General features: G+C 31.1%; 18 protein-coding genes. 4 read left to right on the forward strand and 14 right to left on the reverse strand.

Annotated elements, in window-relative coordinates; genetic code table 11:
* Nucleotides 1-170: 170 nt before the first annotated feature.
* The 8 genes from N2251_RS10060 to N2251_RS10095 form a co-directional block, all read right to left on the reverse strand.
* The gene (locus N2251_RS10060; RefSeq protein WP_260586594.1) at nucleotides 171-1,118 is read right to left on the reverse strand and encodes a CPBP family intramembrane glutamic endopeptidase; all 948 of its coding nucleotides are present in this window, start codon (nucleotides 1,116-1,118) and stop codon (nucleotides 171-173) included.
* A gap of 51 nt (nucleotides 1,119-1,169) precedes the next feature.
* Nucleotides 1,170-2,210 (reverse strand): o-succinylbenzoate synthase, encoded by a 1,041-nt coding sequence (locus tag N2251_RS10065; RefSeq protein ID WP_260586595.1) that lies wholly within the window; start codon nucleotides 2,208-2,210, stop codon nucleotides 1,170-1,172.
* A gap of 101 nt (nucleotides 2,211-2,311) precedes the next feature.
* A complete protein-coding gene (locus tag N2251_RS10070; protein ID WP_260586596.1) occupies nucleotides 2,312-2,824 on the reverse strand; it encodes an SRPBCC family protein in 513 nt (170 codons plus the stop codon).
* Nucleotides 2,825-2,853: 29 nt separating this feature from the next.
* Nucleotides 2,854-3,801 carry a 1,4-dihydroxy-2-naphthoate octaprenyltransferase gene (gene menA / locus N2251_RS10075; RefSeq protein ID WP_260586597.1) on the reverse strand — a complete coding sequence of 316 codons (948 nt, stop codon included), beginning with the start codon at nucleotides 3,799-3,801 and terminating at the stop codon, nucleotides 2,854-2,856.
* Nucleotides 3,802-3,895: 94 nt separating this feature from the next.
* Entirely contained in the window at nucleotides 3,896-4,675 is a 780-nt protein-coding gene (locus tag N2251_RS10080) for a (Fe-S)-binding protein (RefSeq protein WP_260586598.1), read from the reverse strand.
* 99 nt (nucleotides 4,676-4,774) lie between these two features.
* Nucleotides 4,775-6,094, reverse strand: a complete 1,320-nt coding sequence (locus tag N2251_RS10085; RefSeq protein WP_260586599.1) for a 4Fe-4S dicluster domain-containing protein — start codon at nucleotides 6,092-6,094, stop codon at nucleotides 4,775-4,777.
* Between the two features lie 44 nt (nucleotides 6,095-6,138).
* On the reverse strand, nucleotides 6,139-7,104 hold the full coding sequence (locus N2251_RS10090; RefSeq protein WP_260586600.1) for an MlaD family protein: 966 nt from the start codon (nucleotides 7,102-7,104) through the stop codon (nucleotides 6,139-6,141).
* Nucleotides 7,105-7,168: 64 nt separating this feature from the next.
* Nucleotides 7,169-8,350, reverse strand: coding sequence for an N-acetylmuramoyl-L-alanine amidase family protein (locus N2251_RS10095; protein ID WP_260586601.1), 1,182 nt, complete (start codon nucleotides 8,348-8,350; stop codon nucleotides 7,169-7,171).
* A gap of 294 nt (nucleotides 8,351-8,644) precedes the next feature.
* On the opposite strand from N2251_RS10095, the gene N2251_RS10100 reads away from it, so the two are divergent.
* The 4 genes from N2251_RS10100 (at nucleotide 8,645) to N2251_RS10115 (ending at nucleotide 12,735) form a co-directional block, all read left to right on the forward strand.
* On the forward strand, nucleotides 8,645-11,185 hold the full coding sequence (locus tag N2251_RS10100; protein WP_260586602.1) for a putative LPS assembly protein LptD: 2,541 nt from the start codon (nucleotides 8,645-8,647) through the stop codon (nucleotides 11,183-11,185).
* 40 nt (nucleotides 11,186-11,225) lie between these two features.
* On the forward strand, nucleotides 11,226-11,606 hold the full coding sequence (locus tag N2251_RS10105; RefSeq protein WP_260586603.1) for a Rid family detoxifying hydrolase: 381 nt from the start codon (nucleotides 11,226-11,228) through the stop codon (nucleotides 11,604-11,606).
* 48 nt (nucleotides 11,607-11,654) lie between these two features.
* Nucleotides 11,655-12,221 carry a Crp/Fnr family transcriptional regulator gene (locus N2251_RS10110; RefSeq protein WP_260586604.1) on the forward strand — a complete coding sequence of 189 codons (567 nt, stop codon included), beginning with the start codon at nucleotides 11,655-11,657 and terminating at the stop codon, nucleotides 12,219-12,221.
* 61 nt (nucleotides 12,222-12,282) lie between these two features.
* Complete coding sequence (locus N2251_RS10115; protein WP_260586605.1) at nucleotides 12,283-12,735, forward strand: DoxX family protein; 453 nt, start codon at nucleotides 12,283-12,285, stop codon at nucleotides 12,733-12,735.
* A gap of 50 nt (nucleotides 12,736-12,785) precedes the next feature.
* Here N2251_RS10115 and N2251_RS10120 read toward each other — a convergent pair whose 3' ends face one another.
* The 6 genes from N2251_RS10120 to N2251_RS10145 form a co-directional block, all read right to left on the reverse strand.
* On the reverse strand, nucleotides 12,786-13,148 hold the full coding sequence (locus tag N2251_RS10120) for a methylglyoxal synthase (protein WP_260586606.1): 363 nt from the start codon (nucleotides 13,146-13,148) through the stop codon (nucleotides 12,786-12,788).
* A 67-nt stretch (nucleotides 13,149-13,215) separates the two neighbouring features.
* Nucleotides 13,216-14,208, reverse strand: coding sequence for a type I glyceraldehyde-3-phosphate dehydrogenase (gene gap, locus N2251_RS10125; RefSeq protein ID WP_260586607.1), 993 nt, complete (start codon nucleotides 14,206-14,208; stop codon nucleotides 13,216-13,218).
* Between the two features lie 153 nt (nucleotides 14,209-14,361).
* On the reverse strand, nucleotides 14,362-15,354 hold the full coding sequence (gene gap, locus N2251_RS10130) for a type I glyceraldehyde-3-phosphate dehydrogenase (RefSeq protein WP_260586608.1): 993 nt from the start codon (nucleotides 15,352-15,354) through the stop codon (nucleotides 14,362-14,364).
* Between the two features lie 22 nt (nucleotides 15,355-15,376).
* Nucleotides 15,377-16,360 (reverse strand): 6-phosphofructokinase, encoded by a 984-nt coding sequence (gene pfkA / locus N2251_RS10135; protein WP_260586891.1) that lies wholly within the window; start codon nucleotides 16,358-16,360, stop codon nucleotides 15,377-15,379.
* A gap of 69 nt (nucleotides 16,361-16,429) precedes the next feature.
* On the reverse strand, nucleotides 16,430-17,308 hold the full coding sequence (locus N2251_RS10140) for an N-acetylglucosamine kinase (RefSeq protein WP_260586609.1): 879 nt from the start codon (nucleotides 17,306-17,308) through the stop codon (nucleotides 16,430-16,432).
* Nucleotide 17,309: 1 nt separating this feature from the next.
* Nucleotides 17,310-17,888, reverse strand: a complete 579-nt coding sequence (locus N2251_RS10145; RefSeq protein ID WP_260586610.1) for a LacI family DNA-binding transcriptional regulator — start codon at nucleotides 17,886-17,888, stop codon at nucleotides 17,310-17,312.

The following is a 17,888-nucleotide window of genomic DNA, read 5'->3' on the forward strand; positions in this document are numbered from 1 at the left end:
CGACCTCGTAATGACGTTAGGATTTATTTTCCGGTTATAATTATACTTTATACGTCATTCCGAATTTATTTCGGAATCTCATCAATTAAAAACAGCTCCTTATTATGAAAACCTGAAACAAGTTCAGGTTGACGAATTGCATTTATCATCAAGAAAAGATAACAAATAAACTATAACGATTCAATTTCTAATGGTTTTTCAATTTTACCCACCAACTTATCTTTCCAGTTTGTCCAACCGTATTTTTTAGAAAATAAAAATAACAGCAACGGATACAATACAAAAACAGATAAAAACATTTCAGAACCTACCGAAGGCTCAGAAGTATCAATAAATAAAGCATCTGTTTGAAAAACCATCCAATCGGTAGTTACTAAAAAAGCGGCTATAATATTATTTACGGCATGTAAACCCAAAGCTAATTCAGTTCCTTCATCCATTAAAGTTGTAATTCCGAAAAAGAATCCTGTTCCAATATAAAATACCATTGAAATATACCCTAATTTTTCAACTTCAGGATTTGCACCATGTAACAAACCAAAAGCAACTGACGTTATAATTAAAGACATCCATCTGTTTTTAAACCAAGTTCCTATTCCTTGCATAAAATAACCTCTAAATAACAATTCTTCGAAACTTGTTTGCAATGGCAAAAACAAAAAAGAAATAGCTACTAAAGTAAAAAACGGAACGGGTTTAAAATTCCATGTATAACTTTCAGGTTCTAGAAAAATGCCTAATAATGTAATACTTACCGCTACAATTCCCCAAGTTATAAATCCGAACCAAAATCGATTCCAATCAATCGTTTCTCTACTTGTTATTACTGTTTTTACAGCTCTTTTATGAATATATTTTATCGTTAAGAATAAAAAAAGTAAACCGATAGCAAACATTGATATCATTAAAAATAAAAACAAATTCTTATTGATACCTAAACTCATAAAGCTATCATTTGCAGCGCGAGAAAACTCACCTAAATCAGCCGAATGCAATGCCGCTACAACTGACAAAGGAATAACACCTATAAATTGCCAACCGAAAAGCACTAACAAAATACCTGCTAAATAATAAACCCAATCGTTTCTACCTTTATATGCTTGTTGTATAAAATTCATATGTTATAAGTATGATATATGATGAAATTCTAAAACAAATTCAGAATAACGTTAGTCTAAATTAAATCCCCATTTCTTTAATGGATTGTATGCTAAACTCCCGTTTAAAACTTCTAACGGGCTCTCGAAGTTATTGGTAAATAAACTACCAGTTCCTAAACCTTGTGGCAATTTAGTGTTTAAAACATGCGTCCATTGTGCAATAGCGTTTAACCCAATATTACTTTCTAATGCTGACGTAATCCAATTATCGGCATTGTATTTTTTGGCTATAGAAATCCACTCTTCACCGCCTTTAAATCCGCCTACTAAACTCGGTTTTAAGATAATGTATTGTGGTTGTATGGTTTGGATGCATTTTTCTTTTTCTTCGGATGTAAAAACACCTATCAACTCTTCGTCTAATGCAATTGGCAATGGTGTATTTTCACACAAAGCTGCCATTTCTTGCCATTGACCTTGTTTTATAGGTTGTTCGATTGAATGTATATCTAATTCAGACAATCGGTGTAATTTCTCTAAAGCATTTTTTGGTGTAAATCCGCCATTTGCATCTACGCGCAAAGTAATTTCTTTTGATGAAAACTCATTTCGTATAGATTTTAACAAATTGATTTCTGTATCAAAATCGATTGCGCCAATTTTCATTTTTATTGTTGAAAATCCTTGTTGTAATTTATCTTTTATTTGCTGCTGCATAAAAGATTTATCGCCCATCCAAATTAATCCGTTGATGGATATATTTTGTTTTCCTTTTGTAAAATCTGATGGGAATAATTCAAACGGTTTTTTTGCTTCTAACGATAAAAATGCTTGTTCTAATCCGAATTGAATACTTGGATAATGAATCGTTTCTGCCAATAAATTTATTAAACCCAAATTAATATTTTGACAAACCCATTTTAGCTTCTCTTCGTAATTTGGTGTGTCATCAATACTTAATCCTCTAAACAATCCGCATTCTCCAAAACCTTGTTTGTTATCTTTTGATAACTTTATAAACCAATTTTCTTTGGTTTTTAAAACACCGCGAGATGTTCCGCTAGCTTGTTTAAAATTAAGAATGTGTTTATGATATGTTGCTGTTATCATTTTAACCGATTATTGGTTTGCGTTAGGGATTGCAATGAAAATCCTTTTGTGAGGCACGAGCAAAAGATTGTAATGTAAAGCCCGCTCGAACGCCCAAAAAATTATTTTTCTAGCGTTGTTTTTAATTGATTCATATAGCCTAAACTTAATTCTTTAAAGGTTCCTTTAAAATAAGGAAACAAGCAAGCGGTCATATATGATTTGCTATTTATACTACAATTTTGAACTATTTTGGTTTTGTTTCCGTTGGCGATAAAGTTAAAATCATCTGTTTTTATCATTTGATCTGAATCGAACTTATAGGTAATTTTTTGATTCGGAATATAAGCCGTGATTTTCTGAATCATTTTTATTTCTTGTCCGTTATTTATCGCAGTAACAGTATAAGTGCTTCCTACCATTCCTGATTTTTCTTCGATTGGCTCTATCGATTTAATATCTGGCAACCAATTTTTCATTAAATCGACATTGGCTACGTTTTCGAAAACTTCATTTATTGGCTTATCTATTTCTATTTCGGCAGTATAAGTAACCTCGGTAATAACCACTCCTGTTAGTAAAAACATGATTACCAAAGCGGAAACGATTCCTAAAATTATCTTTATTGTTTTCATAATTGTTCTTTTAAAATTGTTTTTTCTGTTTACAAGATATTACCCAATCCGAATAGTATTGCAAATAAGAATGTACTTAATGCTACTTTTTTTAATTCGCCATCTAACAGTACTTCTTCTTTATTTTTATACACAAATATGAAGTGTTTTACTATTGGTATATAGGCTATTAAAAATAAGAATTGCATTGGTGAATAATATGTTAATACAACAAATATTAATGCAAACAAAAATGAGGTAATAATTAAAGAGTAATGGTACAATTTTGAAGATTTTGCTCCTATTTTAACAACCAAGGTATTTTTACCAACCTTTGCATCATTTACTCTATCGCGCATATTGTTTAAGTTTAAAACCGCTGTACTTAATAAACCTATTGTAATAGCAGGTAAAAAAATAATTAAATTTAAACTCTTTGTATATAAAAAATAGGTTCCTACAACAGCTAATAACCCGAAGAAAACGAACACAAAAATATCGCCAAAACCGCTATAACCATAAGCCGATTTGCCTACGGTGTATTTAATTGCTGCAACGATTGATGTGACTCCTAACAAGAAGAAAATTACTGAATATAAAAAATTGTCTCCTCCGAAAGAAACATAAATAAGCAAAAGGGCAATTACCAAAGTTATTGCTCCGGTAACGATCATTGCCGTTTTCATTTGTTTTGGCGTAATTGCGCCCGATGAAACCATACGAGCTTCCCCTTCTCTATTATCGTCAGTTCCTTTTACACCATCTCCGTAATCATTCGCAAAGTTTGATAAAACCTGAAAACCGATGGTTGTTAGGATTGCTAGCCAGAAAATTAAATAGTTTTTTTCATTCAAAAAATCAACATCTAAAAGCCCGTCAAATTCAATCTCTTGTATAAGAGGGACTGAAAAATTTGCTAAAAAAGCCCCTACTACAATTCCTGAAATAGATAATGGTAAGGTTCGTAAACGTGCTGCTTTTATATAGTTTTTTATCATTTTAAATTTTGATTAAAACCTCTCGACTGCGCTCGAGAAGACCTATTTTGGTGTCTGTTCGAGCGCAGTCGAGAATTATTTGCTATACTTTATTTTATAAATTATTTGCTTCTGCAATTAGCTCGGCAATATCTTTTACAACTACTTGATCTTCTTTCATCTTAAACTTTACACCATCTGTCATCATTGTGTTACAATAAGGACATCCGGTTGCGATGATTTGCGGATTGGTTTCTAAAGCATCTTGCGTACGCAGCAAATTAATATCCATGGCTCCTTTTTCTGGCTCCTTAAACATTTGTGCTCCACCAGCTCCACAACATAAAGCGGTAGATTTACTACGCTTCATCTCTGTCATTTTAACACCCAAACTACGAATTAAGTCTCTTGGACTTTCATATACATCGTTTGCGCGACCTAAATAACAAGGATCGTGATAGGTTACTCGTTTTCCTTTTAAATTAGCGTCATCTATAGCTAAACGACCATCACTTATTAATTTACTAATAAACTGTGTGTGGTGATATACCTCATATTTACCTCCCAATCCTGGATATTCATTTTTTAATGTATTAAATGAATGTGGATCACAGGTAACTATTGTTTTTACTTCGTATGCATTTAAAATTTCGATGTTTGTCATTGCTTGCATTTGAAACAAAAACTCGTTTCCTGCACGCTTAGCAGCATCACCAGTTGAACTTTCTTCAGTACCTAACACAGCAAAATCTACACCTGCTGTATTTAATATTTTTACAAACGATTTGGTTATTTTCTTTGCTCTATCATCATAACTTCCAGCTGCTCCTACCCAAAACAACACTTCTGGTTGTTTTCCTTGAGCCATCATATCTGCCATTGTTGGTACGTTCATAATTTTATGTTTTTTAATTGATATGCTTTTTTTCTAAATATTCTCGATACAATTTTTCTTCATTCTTCAGAAAAATCACTCGAATTGACAATTACTAGATTAATCTTCGTCTTTCCAGTTTAATCTGTCTTGTTGGCTATACTGCCAAGGTGCTCCGTTATTTTCGATATTGGTCATCATTGCATTCAACTCTTGTGGAGCTGCTGATTCTTCCATCACTAAATAACGACGCATTTCCATAATAATAGATAAGGGATCAATACCAATCGGACATTCTTGCACACAAGCATTACAACTTGTACATGCCCATAATTCTTCTGGAGAAATATAATCGTTTAATAATTGCTTTCCGTCATCTTTAAATACACCGTTGTTTGCATCAATGTTTTTCCCTACCTCTTCTAAACGATCTCGGGTATCCATCATGATTTTACGAGGCGATAATTCTTTACCTGTTAAGTTCGCAGGACAAGAAGATGTACATCGTCCGCACTCTGTACACGTATAGGCGTTCATTAACTGCACCCAGTTTAAATCGGTAACATCCGAAGCACCAAACTTTGCTGGCACTTCCTCTTCTGCTCCTTCTTCTGGCATTGCATACGGATCGGCATCTGGATCCATCATCATTTTTACTTCATTCGTAACAGCTTCTAGGTTATTAAACTGTCCTTTTGGCTTTAAATTCGCGAAAAATGTATTTGGAAAAGCTAATAAAATATGTAAATGCTTAGAGTAGTATAAATAGTTTAAGAAAATTAAAATTCCTATAATATGTACCCACCAAGCCGATTTTTCTATAGTGTGTAAAGCTTCTGGTGAAAAATCAGAAAACCAAGGAGCTATAAATTGAGAAATGACATTTCCTGCTCCCGCTTCTTGAAAAGTAGTATCTGTAGCATTCATTACTAAGAATAACGACATTAAAACCATTTCGAAATATAAAATAATGTTTCCATCATTTTTTGGCCAGCCTGTCATTTCTTTACTCCAAAAACGTTTTACTTTTTCGATATTTCTACGCAACCAAAAAATAATAACTGCTACAAAAACTAAGGCTGCTAAAATTTCGAAATTAGCAATTAAAAATCCGTAAATAGCGTCACCTAAAATTGGTTGAAAAACACGATGTGTACCAAACAAACCGTCAATAACGATTTCTAACATTTCGATATTAATCAAAATAAAACCAACATAAACAACTACGTGTAAAATTCCAGAAACTGGGCGACGTACCATTTTATATTGACCTAAGGCTATTTTAGCCATGTTTTTCCAACGTTCAGGTTTTCTATCCGTTCTGTCTATATCTTTTCCTAATTTTATATTTCGGACAAGTTTTCGAACATTCATTACAAAAAATCCAATTCCTGCAATTAAGATAAATGCAAATAAGATATTTGGTAGGTATTTCTCCATCGTTCTTTAAGTATTAAGTTCTGTTAGTTTTTAATAATTATAAGTTACTTCGTACTTACATTTTTAGTATTACTTTCTTCATTATATGGTTTTGCTTTTTTACCAAATAATGAAAAATGAACAAATCGTTTTGGATTTAATTTCATTTCACGTAACAACTCTTCCATTTCTTTAGAGGCACTGGTTAAGTTTGTGTACATTTTATCGTCGGTCATTAACTTACCTAAAGTTCCTTTACCAGCTTTCATATTTGCTAGCAAACCATTTACGTTTGTTAATGTTGATTCTAACTTTTTAACTGTTTCACCTAAATTAGCTTCTGCTAAATCATTAGATATTTTAGAAAAATTATCTGTAATTTTTTTAGCATTATTAAGTGTTGAATCTATAGTTACTTTATTGTTTACTAACAAAATATTTACGGATGATAATGTTTTGCGAACATCATAAATAGTACCTTCTAAACCAATAATACTTCTATTTAAACTTTTACGTGATTTTTTATCTAAAATCTCATTAAAGCCTATTAGTAAAGAATCGGCTCCGACTAATACTTTTTCTAGTTTAGATTGAATAGGATTTAGTTTTTCTCCTACAGATGAAAAAAGATCAGATTCAACTTCTCCCTTTAAATAATCTCCAGAAACAGCTGTTTCGGCATCATATTTAGGAACAATTGCTAAGTTTTGCCCCCCCATTAAACTAGCCGAATAAATTTTAGCTATACTGTTTTTAGAGAATTTAAAATCGTTGTCTAACGATATTTCGACTAATAAAACTCCTTTTTTTTCAGGAGTTGAATTGAATGATATATCAGAAATTTTACCAACTTTTAAACCGTTTATAGTAACTAAACTGGCGGTATTTAATCCATTAATATTTTTGTATTCAACAAAGAATTTTCTGCTACTACCATTAAACAAATCTTGCCCTTTTAAGAAATTGTATCCCCAAATAAATAAGACAATAATTACTATTGCAACAATCCCCGTTTTAAGTTCTTTCGACATATAAAAAAATTATAGCACGAAAATAGTAATAATTTTGACAGTATAAATATAGAACCCCTCTAAATTAACGGTTTTTCAATGCTTCTTTTATAGAAATTTTTTGTCCGTTTTTAAAAGCAACAACCCAAGCATCTTTATAACCGATATTTCTAACCGTTATTAAAGTCTTTTTTATTTCTGAAAAACTAGAAGAATTACCGTAGTAGTATTTATGATAACCGCCAATAAACATGGTCGTTGTATTCTTTAACCCTTTGAAATTAAAATTACTTCCGTCCAATTTCTTTTTTGATGCAGCAATTTGAACTTTAAAAACAACACCTGTAACTACTTTTTTAACCACTGGTTTTTTTACTGGTGGCTTAATCTTTGCAACTACCTTTTTAGTAGGTATTGATTTTTTAATTACCTTATTGGTAGGCTTCTTAACTATTTTCTTAGGTATTTTTTTTGTTACTACTTTTGCAACAACACCTACTTGAACTGTATTTAGTTTTAATCTGTTTACATATTTTTTTATGGCATCAGCAATTGCTTTAGCCATTTTTATTTGTCCAGATCTTGTATTTAAAAACTTACCCTCTTTTTTATTAGTTAAAAAACCTAATTCTATTAAAACACTCGGCATAACCGTTTCTCTTAATACTAAAAAATTAGCTTGTTTTACTTTTCTATTAACTCTTTTTAAGGACACAAAATTACTCTGAATAAAACTCGCAATACCTAAACTATTATCTAAATTCTCTTCTTGAAGCACAGATAAACCAATAACTGATTCTGGTGAATTAGGATCGTAGTCATAATTTTGTTTATAATTATCTTCTAATAAAATTACAGAATTTTCTCGCTTTGATATCTCTAAATTCTCTTTATTTCCACTTAAACCTAAAACAAATGTTCCTGCTCCGTTTGGTTCTGACTTATGGAATGCATCACAATGAATAGAAACAAATAAATCTGCTTTTTTATCATTTGCTATTTTTGCTCGATTGTGTAATTCAACAAAAACATTAGTCTTTCTCGTATACACAACATTAACATCTCTTGCTGTTAATAGTTCTTTTCCTACATCCAAAGCAATTCTTAATGCTACTTTGGCTTCTTTATATCCGTTTCCGATATTACCAGGGTCTTTTCCTCCGTGACCTGCATCTAAAACAATTGTATATTTCTTCTGTGCGGAAAGTGTCGTTGTAAACCCCAATAACATACATATTGTGGTTAAAAATAAAAAATAACTTTTCAAGTGATTATATTTACGTAATTTTAAGAATTGCATCAATAAAATTTAACTATTTTTGGATTTTATATTTAGGCATTCAAATAGTACGCCAAAGTTTTTAAATATAACACAAAAATAGTATTTATAACATTGCGAACAAATCTAACTTACATACTTTTAATTTTCTACCTTTTTTGCTTTCAATTAAGTGTAGCTCAAGATTTTGGTAAAACAACTATTAGCCCTCAAAAAGCTAAAAAAAAGTCGACTTTAAACATTTCAAAAGACACGTTGCCAAACTTAAAAGGAAAAGAACTGTTGAACTCAAAAAAAGATTCGATAGTTAACGACTCTATTAAACCTAAGGAGGTTATTGAAGGCATCATTACTCATAATGCTGAAGATTACACCATTCAGAATGCAAAAAACAAAACGGTAACTTTATATAACAACGCTCAAGTACTTTATACTGATATCGATTTAAAATCAGGTATAATTGTACTCGATTATAAAAACAATACCGTTTATGCTAAAGGAATTAAGGATAGTTTAGGATATCATCAACGACCAGTATTTAAACAAGGTGGTCAAGAATCTGAACAAGACTCTATTTTATTTAATTTCAAAACAAAAAAAGCGTTAGTTTATGGCGTAAAAACGGTTCAGGGTGAAATTATAACTTATGCTGAAAAAACAAAACGTGTAAATGACTCTACCATATATATGCGTCGTTTGCGTTTTACAACTTCTCAAAAGAAAAGACCAGATTATTACATTCAAACCAACAAAGCTAAACTAGTTCCTGGTAAAAAAATAATTGTGGGTGGTAGTAATTTAGTCTTAGCAGATGTACCTACACCTGTGTATTTACCTTTTGCATATTTTCCGATGACTAATAAAAGAACCTCGGGATTTATCATTCCATCTTATGGAGATAGTAATAGCCAAGGTTTCTTTTTACAAAACGGTGGATACTATTTTGCATTAAGTGATTATTTTGATTTAACTGTTTTAGCAGACATATATACGAATGGAAGTTGGGGGTTAAGAACGGATTCTAATTATTATGTTCGTTATAAATTTAGCGGAAACTTTAGTGTACGTTTTGAAGATGTAACTCGAGGAATTAGAGGATTGAGTGATTATAGTAAATCTTCTAATTTTAATATTAGATGGAGTCATAGTCAGGATACAAAATCGAGTCCGAATTCTCGTTTTTCTGCCTCTGTTAACCTAGGAAGTAGTACCTACTACAGACAATCTTTAAACGAATATAATAATGCTCAGTTTTTAACCAACACATTAAGTTCTTCAATTTCGTATTACAAAAAATTTGTAGGTATCCCTTTTAATATAAATGTTACGGCAACGCATTCCCAAAATACAAACACCGAGCAAATAACTATGACACTGCCGTCTTTACAATTAAATATGGACCGTATTTATCCGTTTACAGGCAAAAATGGTGTTAAGAGAACTCCTATTCAAAAAATGGGATTAAACTATAGTATGCAAGGTAAATATCAAATAAATACTACTGATGATGAGTTTTTTACTGATAAGATGTTTCAGACTGCAAAAAAAGGGGTTCAACACAACTTAAGTACAAACACAAACATTAAAGCTTTTAAATACTTTACTTTATCGCCAAGTGTAAATTATAAAGAAGTTTGGTATTTTGATAAAATTAATAAACGATACGACCCTGCTGCTCTAAACTCTAACGGTAATTTAGGTGCTGCTGTTAACGATACTATTAGTGGTTTTAATCGTTTTCACGAATATAATTTTGGTGCATCATTATCTACAAACATTTACGGAACGTTTAACTTCAAGAAAGGAAGATTAAAGGCAATTAGACATACTATTAGACCTTCAATATCTTACGGGTACAGACCTAACTTTGCTCAAAACCACGATTTACAAGTACAACAAAATTCAGACCCTACCGATTTACTTACCTATTCTCCTTTTGCAGGTGGTATGTATGGTACTCCTGGTAGCGGTATATCAAACTCTATTGGTATTTCTGTTAATAATGTTTTAGAAGCCAAAGTAGCTCCTAAAGATCCTGATAGTGATGAAGAAGATAAAAAAGTTACCATTCTGAATAACTTAAATTTCAGTACTAGCTACAATATTGCTGCTGATAGTTTACGATGGAGCCCTGTTAGTGCAAATGCTGGTACTCGATTATTTAAAGATAAATTAGCTTTAAATGTAAACGCTAGCTTTGATCCTTATCAAGTAAATGACAAAGGACAAAGAATAAATCAATTTAACGCTAATATTTTAAGGCTTACTCGTTTTGGCGTTACTGCCAACTATTCTTTATCAAGTAAAGACTTCGAAGCAAAAAAAGAAGGAGATAAAGATGCGTCTAAAAACAAGGGGAATGGCGCACAAGATACTCCTGATGTATTTGGGCAGAATATGTCTACAACAAATGGATTTGCCAACCAACCTGGTAGCAAACAAAACAACAAAGAAAACGAAACTAAAGAAACCGAACTATACAAAGCTAAAATTCCCTGGACGTTAAATTTAGCTTATGCTATGAATTATACTGATAGCGGACTTGAAAGTAATATCGGAAGTCATTCTTTAATGTTTAGCGGTGATGTAGAGTTATCACCAAAGTGGAAAGTTGGCTTTTCTTCTGGATATGATGTTAAAGACAATGCTTTTACATACACAAGACTTTCTTTTTCGAGAGATTTAGACAGTTGGCGTTTAAATTTTAACTGGACTCCCTTTGGTATAAATTCTTCTTATAATTTCTTTATCGGTGTAAAATCATCTGTTTTAAGTGATTTAAAATGGGATAAAAACAAACCACCAGATAGAGTACTATTCTAATAATGAAGAATAATGAGTCAATTTTTAATTTATTAATCATATGAAAAAAATTATAACAACAAGTAAAGCTCCTGCTCCTATTGGGCCTTATAATCAAGCAGTTTTAAGTGGCAATACACTATATACTTCTGGTCAAATTGCTTTAAATCCTGAAACTGGAGAATTAATTATGGACTCTATTGAAGCTGAAACAAAGCAGGTAATGAAAAATATGAAAGAAGTTTTAGCTGCTGCTGAAATGACTTTTGAAAACGTAGTTAAAACATCTATTTTCATTTCTGACATGCATAACTTTTCAAAAATAAATAGCGTTTATGCTGAGTATTTTAATGAAGCTACTGCTCCTGCTAGAGAAACCGTAGAAGTTGCCAACTTACCAAAATTTGTAAATGTAGAGATTAGCATGATTGCAATTAAGTAGTTATTAGAATTAAATCTAATATTTTTTACTAGCATTGATGTATACAAAATGAACGAAATCAGAAAATTTATTGATAATATTTCTCCAATGAATGATTCTGACTGGGAATTGTTCTCTTCAAAACTACAAGAAGTAAAATTAAATAAAAACACAATTTTATTGAAAGCTGGTAAAACTGAAAATTATTTATCTTTTATTTCTAAAGGAATAATCCGACTATACATCCCAAAAGTTGAATCAGACTTAACTTTCGGTTTCCTATTTGACAATGAATTTGTTACTGCTTATGATTCATTCTTAACTCAAAGTCCGTCTGAATATCAAATAGAAACATTGACAGAAACTACCTTGTGGAAAATTTCGAACAAAGATTTACAAGAGGTTTATGACAAAACAAAGAATGGAAATATTATTGGACGAAAAATGGCTGAAAAAATGTTTTTAATAAAGTCTAAAAGAGAAATTTCCTTACTAAACAAAACAGCTGAAGAGCGATATTTAGATTTATTTTCTGATAGACCAATATTATTACAGCAAATTCCTTTAAAATATATAGCCTCATATATCGGAGTTACTCCACAAGCATTAAGTAGAATTAGAAAACGCATTACTTAATTTGGGTTCATTTATTTCTTTTATTCTTTCCTGACATTTGTATTTCTAAAATCCGGAAAACATGAAACCTTTAAGTATCCTTATATTAACTTTTATAATATCTATTTTTACCAATAAATTTATAAAAAAAGAATATAACTTTGCACTATCAGCCAGAATAGCAATATCAATAATGTTATTATTTACGGCAATTGGACATTTTTATTTTACAAAAGGAATGTCAATGATGATACCTAAATTTATTCCTTTTAAAGAATTTATTATTTATTTAACAGGAATGTTTGAAATACTTTTAGCAATAGGTATATTAATTCCTAGATTTCAAATAATATCTGCGTGGTTACTAATTTTTTTTCTCCTATTAATGTTACCAGCTAATATATACGCTTCACTAAATAAGATAAATTACCAAAGAGGAACATTTGATGGAAATGGACTTATTTATTTGTGGTTTAGAATCCCTTTACAAATCCTTTTTATTGTATGGACATATCTTAGCACAATTCGATTTTAATATTCAAAAAAACTAAAAAAATCCACTTTTTAAAAGTGGATTTTTTTAGTTTATATCGCCTTCATTAATAATTCTGCTGTTGCAGGATTTGTTGCTAACGGAACATCATGTACATCACACAAACGTAACAACATCGTAATATCTGGCTCGTGTGGATGTTTCTCGTTCGGATCTCTAAAAAATAACACCATATTACATTTACCTTCAGCAACTCTTGCGGCTATTTGAGCATCACCTCCATAAGGACCAGATAAGAATTTAGTCACTTTAAAACCTGCTTTTTCAGCTTTAGAACCCGTAGTTCCTGTTGAAATTAATGCTATCTTTTTTTGAAGTAAAATAGTTTTATGTTCATTTAAAAACTGAACCATTTCAGCTTTCATTCCATCGTGTGCTATTATTGCTATTTCCATATTTATAAAATTAACTAAAAATTCCCGCTAATAGCGGGAATTGATATTAAATTAAAATTATTATTTTTTATAAAGAAGCTGAATACTCCAGTAAATCAACAATTTTCGTTGCATACCCATATTCGTTGTCGTACCAAGAAATAACTTTAAAAAAGTTTTCATTTAACTCTAAACTTGCATCAGCATCAACCACAGATGTTCTTGTTTCAGAAACAAAATCTTGAGAAACAACTTCATCTTCCGTATAACCAATAACACCTTTAAATTCGTTTTCTGAAGCAGCTTTAAAAGTTGCCATAATTTCTTTTAATGATGTTGCTTTTGCTGTCTTAAATGTTAAATCTACTAAAGAAACATCAGCTACAGGAACTCTTACAGCCATTCCTGTTAATTTCCCTAACATTTCAGGAATTACTTTGGTTACCGCCTTTGCAGCTCCCGTTGAAGTAGGAATAATGTTATTCACTACAGAACGCCCTCTTCTCCATTTTTTATTAGGTCCATCAACGGTATTTTGTGTTGATGTTGCCGCATGCACAGTTGTCATTAAACCTTCCGTCATTCCGTAAGTATCATTAATAACTTTTACCAATGGCGCCAAACAATTTGTGGTACAAGAAGCATTAGAGATAACAGCTTCGTTTGCTGTTAATTCTTTATGATTTACACCCATCACATACATTTTAGCATCTTTAGAAGGTGCTGAAATAATTACTTTTTTAGCACCGCCTTTAATATGTAAGGCAGCTTTATCTTGATTTGTAAAAAAACCTGTTGATTCTATAATATACTCAGCTTCTACTTCATTCCATTTTAAATTCTCAGGATTTCTATCCGCAGTAACTCTAATTTCTTTTCCGTTTACAACTAAGTTTCCGTCTTTTACTTTTACATCACCATCAAAACGACCGTGAACAGAATCATACTTTAATAAATATGCTAAATAATCTACATCTAACAAATCGTTAATTCCTACAACTTCTATATTTGTTCTATTGATTGCTGAACGGAAAGCTAGTCTACCTATCCTTCCAAACCCATTAATTCCTATCTTGATCATTTTCTTTATATTTTGAATACTATTAGTCGTTTTTCTTAGAAAAACTTAAACTTTTTCTAAAAAAAGGAGGACTACAAATATAAAAATTATCGCAATAAAAAAACCTGATAATCATTAAAACTATCAGGTTGTGTTCTTCAAATAAATAAGTATTTATAAAGATGCTGAATACGTTAATAAATCAACAATTTTAGTTGCATAAGCAAATTCATTATCATACCAAGATATCACTTTATAAAAATTACTATTTAACTCTAAACAAGCATCAGCATCTACTATTGAAGTCCTTGTATCAGACACAAAGTCTTGAGAAACCACCTTATCCTCAGTATACCCTAAGATACCTTTTAATTCTCCTTCGGATGCTTCTTTTAAAGCTGATTTAATTGCTATTAATGAAGTTGCTTTTTCAGTTCTAAAAGTTAAATCAACTAAAGAAACATCAGCTACAGGAACTCTAACAGCCATTCCGGTTAACTTACCTTCTAATTCAGGAATCACTTTGGTTACCGCTTTTGCTGCTCCTGTTGACGCCGGAATTAAATTATTTAAAACCGACCTACCTCTTCTCCTATCTCCATTTGGACTATCTACCACTCCTTGCCCAGAAGTTGCTGCGTGTATGGTTGTCATTAACCCTTCTGCAATTCCGAATTTCTCGTTTAAAATTTTAGACAAAGGTGCTAAACAGTTTGTTGTACAAGATGCATTAGAAACAATTATATCTTCTTTTGTCATTTCTGTATGATTAACACCCATTACAAACATTTTAGCATCTTTTGAAGGTGCTGAAATAAACACTTTTTTTGCACCTCCTTTAATATGTAAATTTGCTTTTTCCTTGGTTAAAAAGAAACCTGTAGATTCTATTACATAATCTGCACCTACTTGATTCCATTCTAAATTTTCAGGATTTCTTTCTGCTGTAACCCTAATTTTTTTTCCGTTTACAACTAATTGACCATCTTTTACAGCAACTTCGCCATCAAAACGTCCATGAACAGAGTCATACTTTAATAAATATGCTAAATAATCTACATCTAGTAAATCGTTAATTGCTACAACTTCTACATTACTTCTGTTGATTGCTGCTCTAAAAGCGATTCTACCTATTCTACCAAATCCGTTAATTCCTATTTTTATCATATTTATTGTTTTTAACATCTATTTATGTAGTCATGATATCGGAGACTCTTAATAACTCGATATCAATACTATCTTGTCCTTTAATTGCTTTTTCTAAATCGGTAGCAACTACCTTATTATTTTGTAAACCAACCATTAAATTTGTTTGATTATCTAATAAAAGCTCTACAGCTTTTACTCCTAATCTACTTGCTAAAACTCTATCAAAACAAGTAGGTGAACCTCCTCTTTGCATGTGTCCTAAAACCGAAACTCTTACTTCATATTCAGGTAAGTTTTTTTCTACATAATCAGCCAATTCAAAAACGTTTTTCCCTGTCTTATCGCCTTCAGACACTACAACGATACTTGAAGATTTTCCGGTTCGTCGGCTTTTCTTCAAAGATTCTAACATTCTTTCTAATCCTAAGTTTTCTTCTGGTATCAGTATTTCTTCCGCTCCAGCTCCTACACCTGCGTTTAAGGCGATGAAACCTGCATCACGCCCCATTACCTCAACAAAGAACAATCGATTGTGTGATGATGCGGTATCTCTAATTTTATCAATTGCTTCAACCGCCGTATTTAATGCTGTGTCGTAACCTATTGTGTGCGTGGTACCAGAAATATCATTATCTATTGTACCTGGTATGCCTATAATAGGAAAATTAAATTCCTTATTAAACACAACACCTCCTGTAAAAGAACCGTCTCCTCCAATTACAACTAAAGCGTCCACTTTATGTTCTTTTAAATTTTCATATGCTTTTAGTCGACCTTCTTTAGTTCTGAAATCTTTTGATCTTGCAGATTTTAATATGGTACCGCCTTTATTGATAATATTATTTACACTACGTGCTGTAAACGGAACTAAATCGCCTTCTATTAAACCTTGATAACCTCTGTAAATTCCCATGCATTCAGTACGATAGTAAGCACATGCTCTTACCACCGATCTAATTGCCGCGTTCATGCCAGGAGAATCCCCTCCTGAAGTCATGACTGCTATTTTTTTTATTTTTCCCATAAGATGAATATCAAATTTACTCATTTTAAATCATTTTAAATACAAAGGATTGTTATCAAAAAGCATTAATTATGCTAACTTTTTTAAAAAAGAATTTTCTTTTTTTATCGCTTCAATAAATGCTATTAATGGTCTTCTTATAAATTTTTCTGGCACTTTTATTTTTCGTTTTTCTAATACCTCGTTAATTATTTCTCTTGCATGATACCCTATAGACCCTATAAAATACAGCGGTGTTTCTGTTAATTCTTCTTTATACTTAAGTAGTTGTTTATCTATAAATTCTGATATACAATTGGTTATTATATTCTTAGCATACGGGTGTTCTATATTCTCAAATAAAAATCGAGCATATTTCGCTAAATATTTATTAGGCATTTTAGATCCGTATAACTTAGAAAGTACTTTATCATTATTTAAATTAAATTCTTTCTCTAACGAAAATTTTAAATCTTCAGGAAGTTCTTGATAATAATAGGCTCTTAAAACTTCTTTTCCTAAATGATTTCCGCTTCCTTCATCCATTAAAACATAGCCCATTGCTTTTACTTTTTGAACTATTTCTTTTCCATTAAAAAAACAACAATTAGAGCCCGTACCTAAAATAGCAACAACCGATGGTTTTTGAGATGCAGACAAAACTGCTAACATTAAATCTTCTTTAACAACTATTTTTGACAAACTAGGGAAAAAGTTCTCGAACACTTTTTTTACTTTTCTTTCGGCTTTTATGTTATTGCAACCTGCACCAAAAAAAAAGACAGCGGTTATATTATTTTTATACTCATTTAATTCTTTACTATTAGTAAGAATATCATGAATACTTTTCTTCTTTAAAACAGAAGGGTTTACGCCTGCTGTTCTTAACCTTGTGATAACCCTATTATTTACAAGTTCATACAAAAACCAATCACATTTTGTAGACCCACTGTCTGCTATTAAAATCACGTTAAGAAGCTTTTAATTGTACATTATTCTGTCTTATTCTAACGATTAAATCGTTTACTATTTTCTTACCATATTTCGTTGTAAACTCTATAGTATCCTCGGTGATAACGTTTTTCTTATTTACAATCGTAAAAGGAGTATTACTTTTTGAAATATTATAGTAACTTTTATTACCATCTAAATATTTTTCAGAAAAAAATGAAGTGCACACAATTAATCCGTCTATAATATCTTCTGACAATAACTTAATATAATTTACTTCTTTATTAGGATTATTACAAGTTTGATATATCATAACTCGATGACTATTTTCACTTGTTTCTTCTGTTATTCCGTTTACCAAATTGTAAAAAAAATCGTTTCGAAAATCAGGAATAATAACACCTATTATAAAGTTTTTTTTCTTCTTTAAATTCCGCGCAAAAAAATTAGGCGTATAATTTAATGCAGTTGCTATTTTAATAATCTTCTCTTTAGTTACACTACTAATTTCATGACTATCATTTAAGGCTTTTGAAACTGTTGATATTGAAAATCCTGTTTCTAAAGCTATATTTTTAAGTGTTATTGTGTTTTGCAT

The organism is Tenacibaculum haliotis, from assembly GCF_025215075.1.
Lineage (GTDB): Bacteria > Bacteroidota > Bacteroidia > Flavobacteriales > Flavobacteriaceae > Polaribacter > Polaribacter haliotis_B.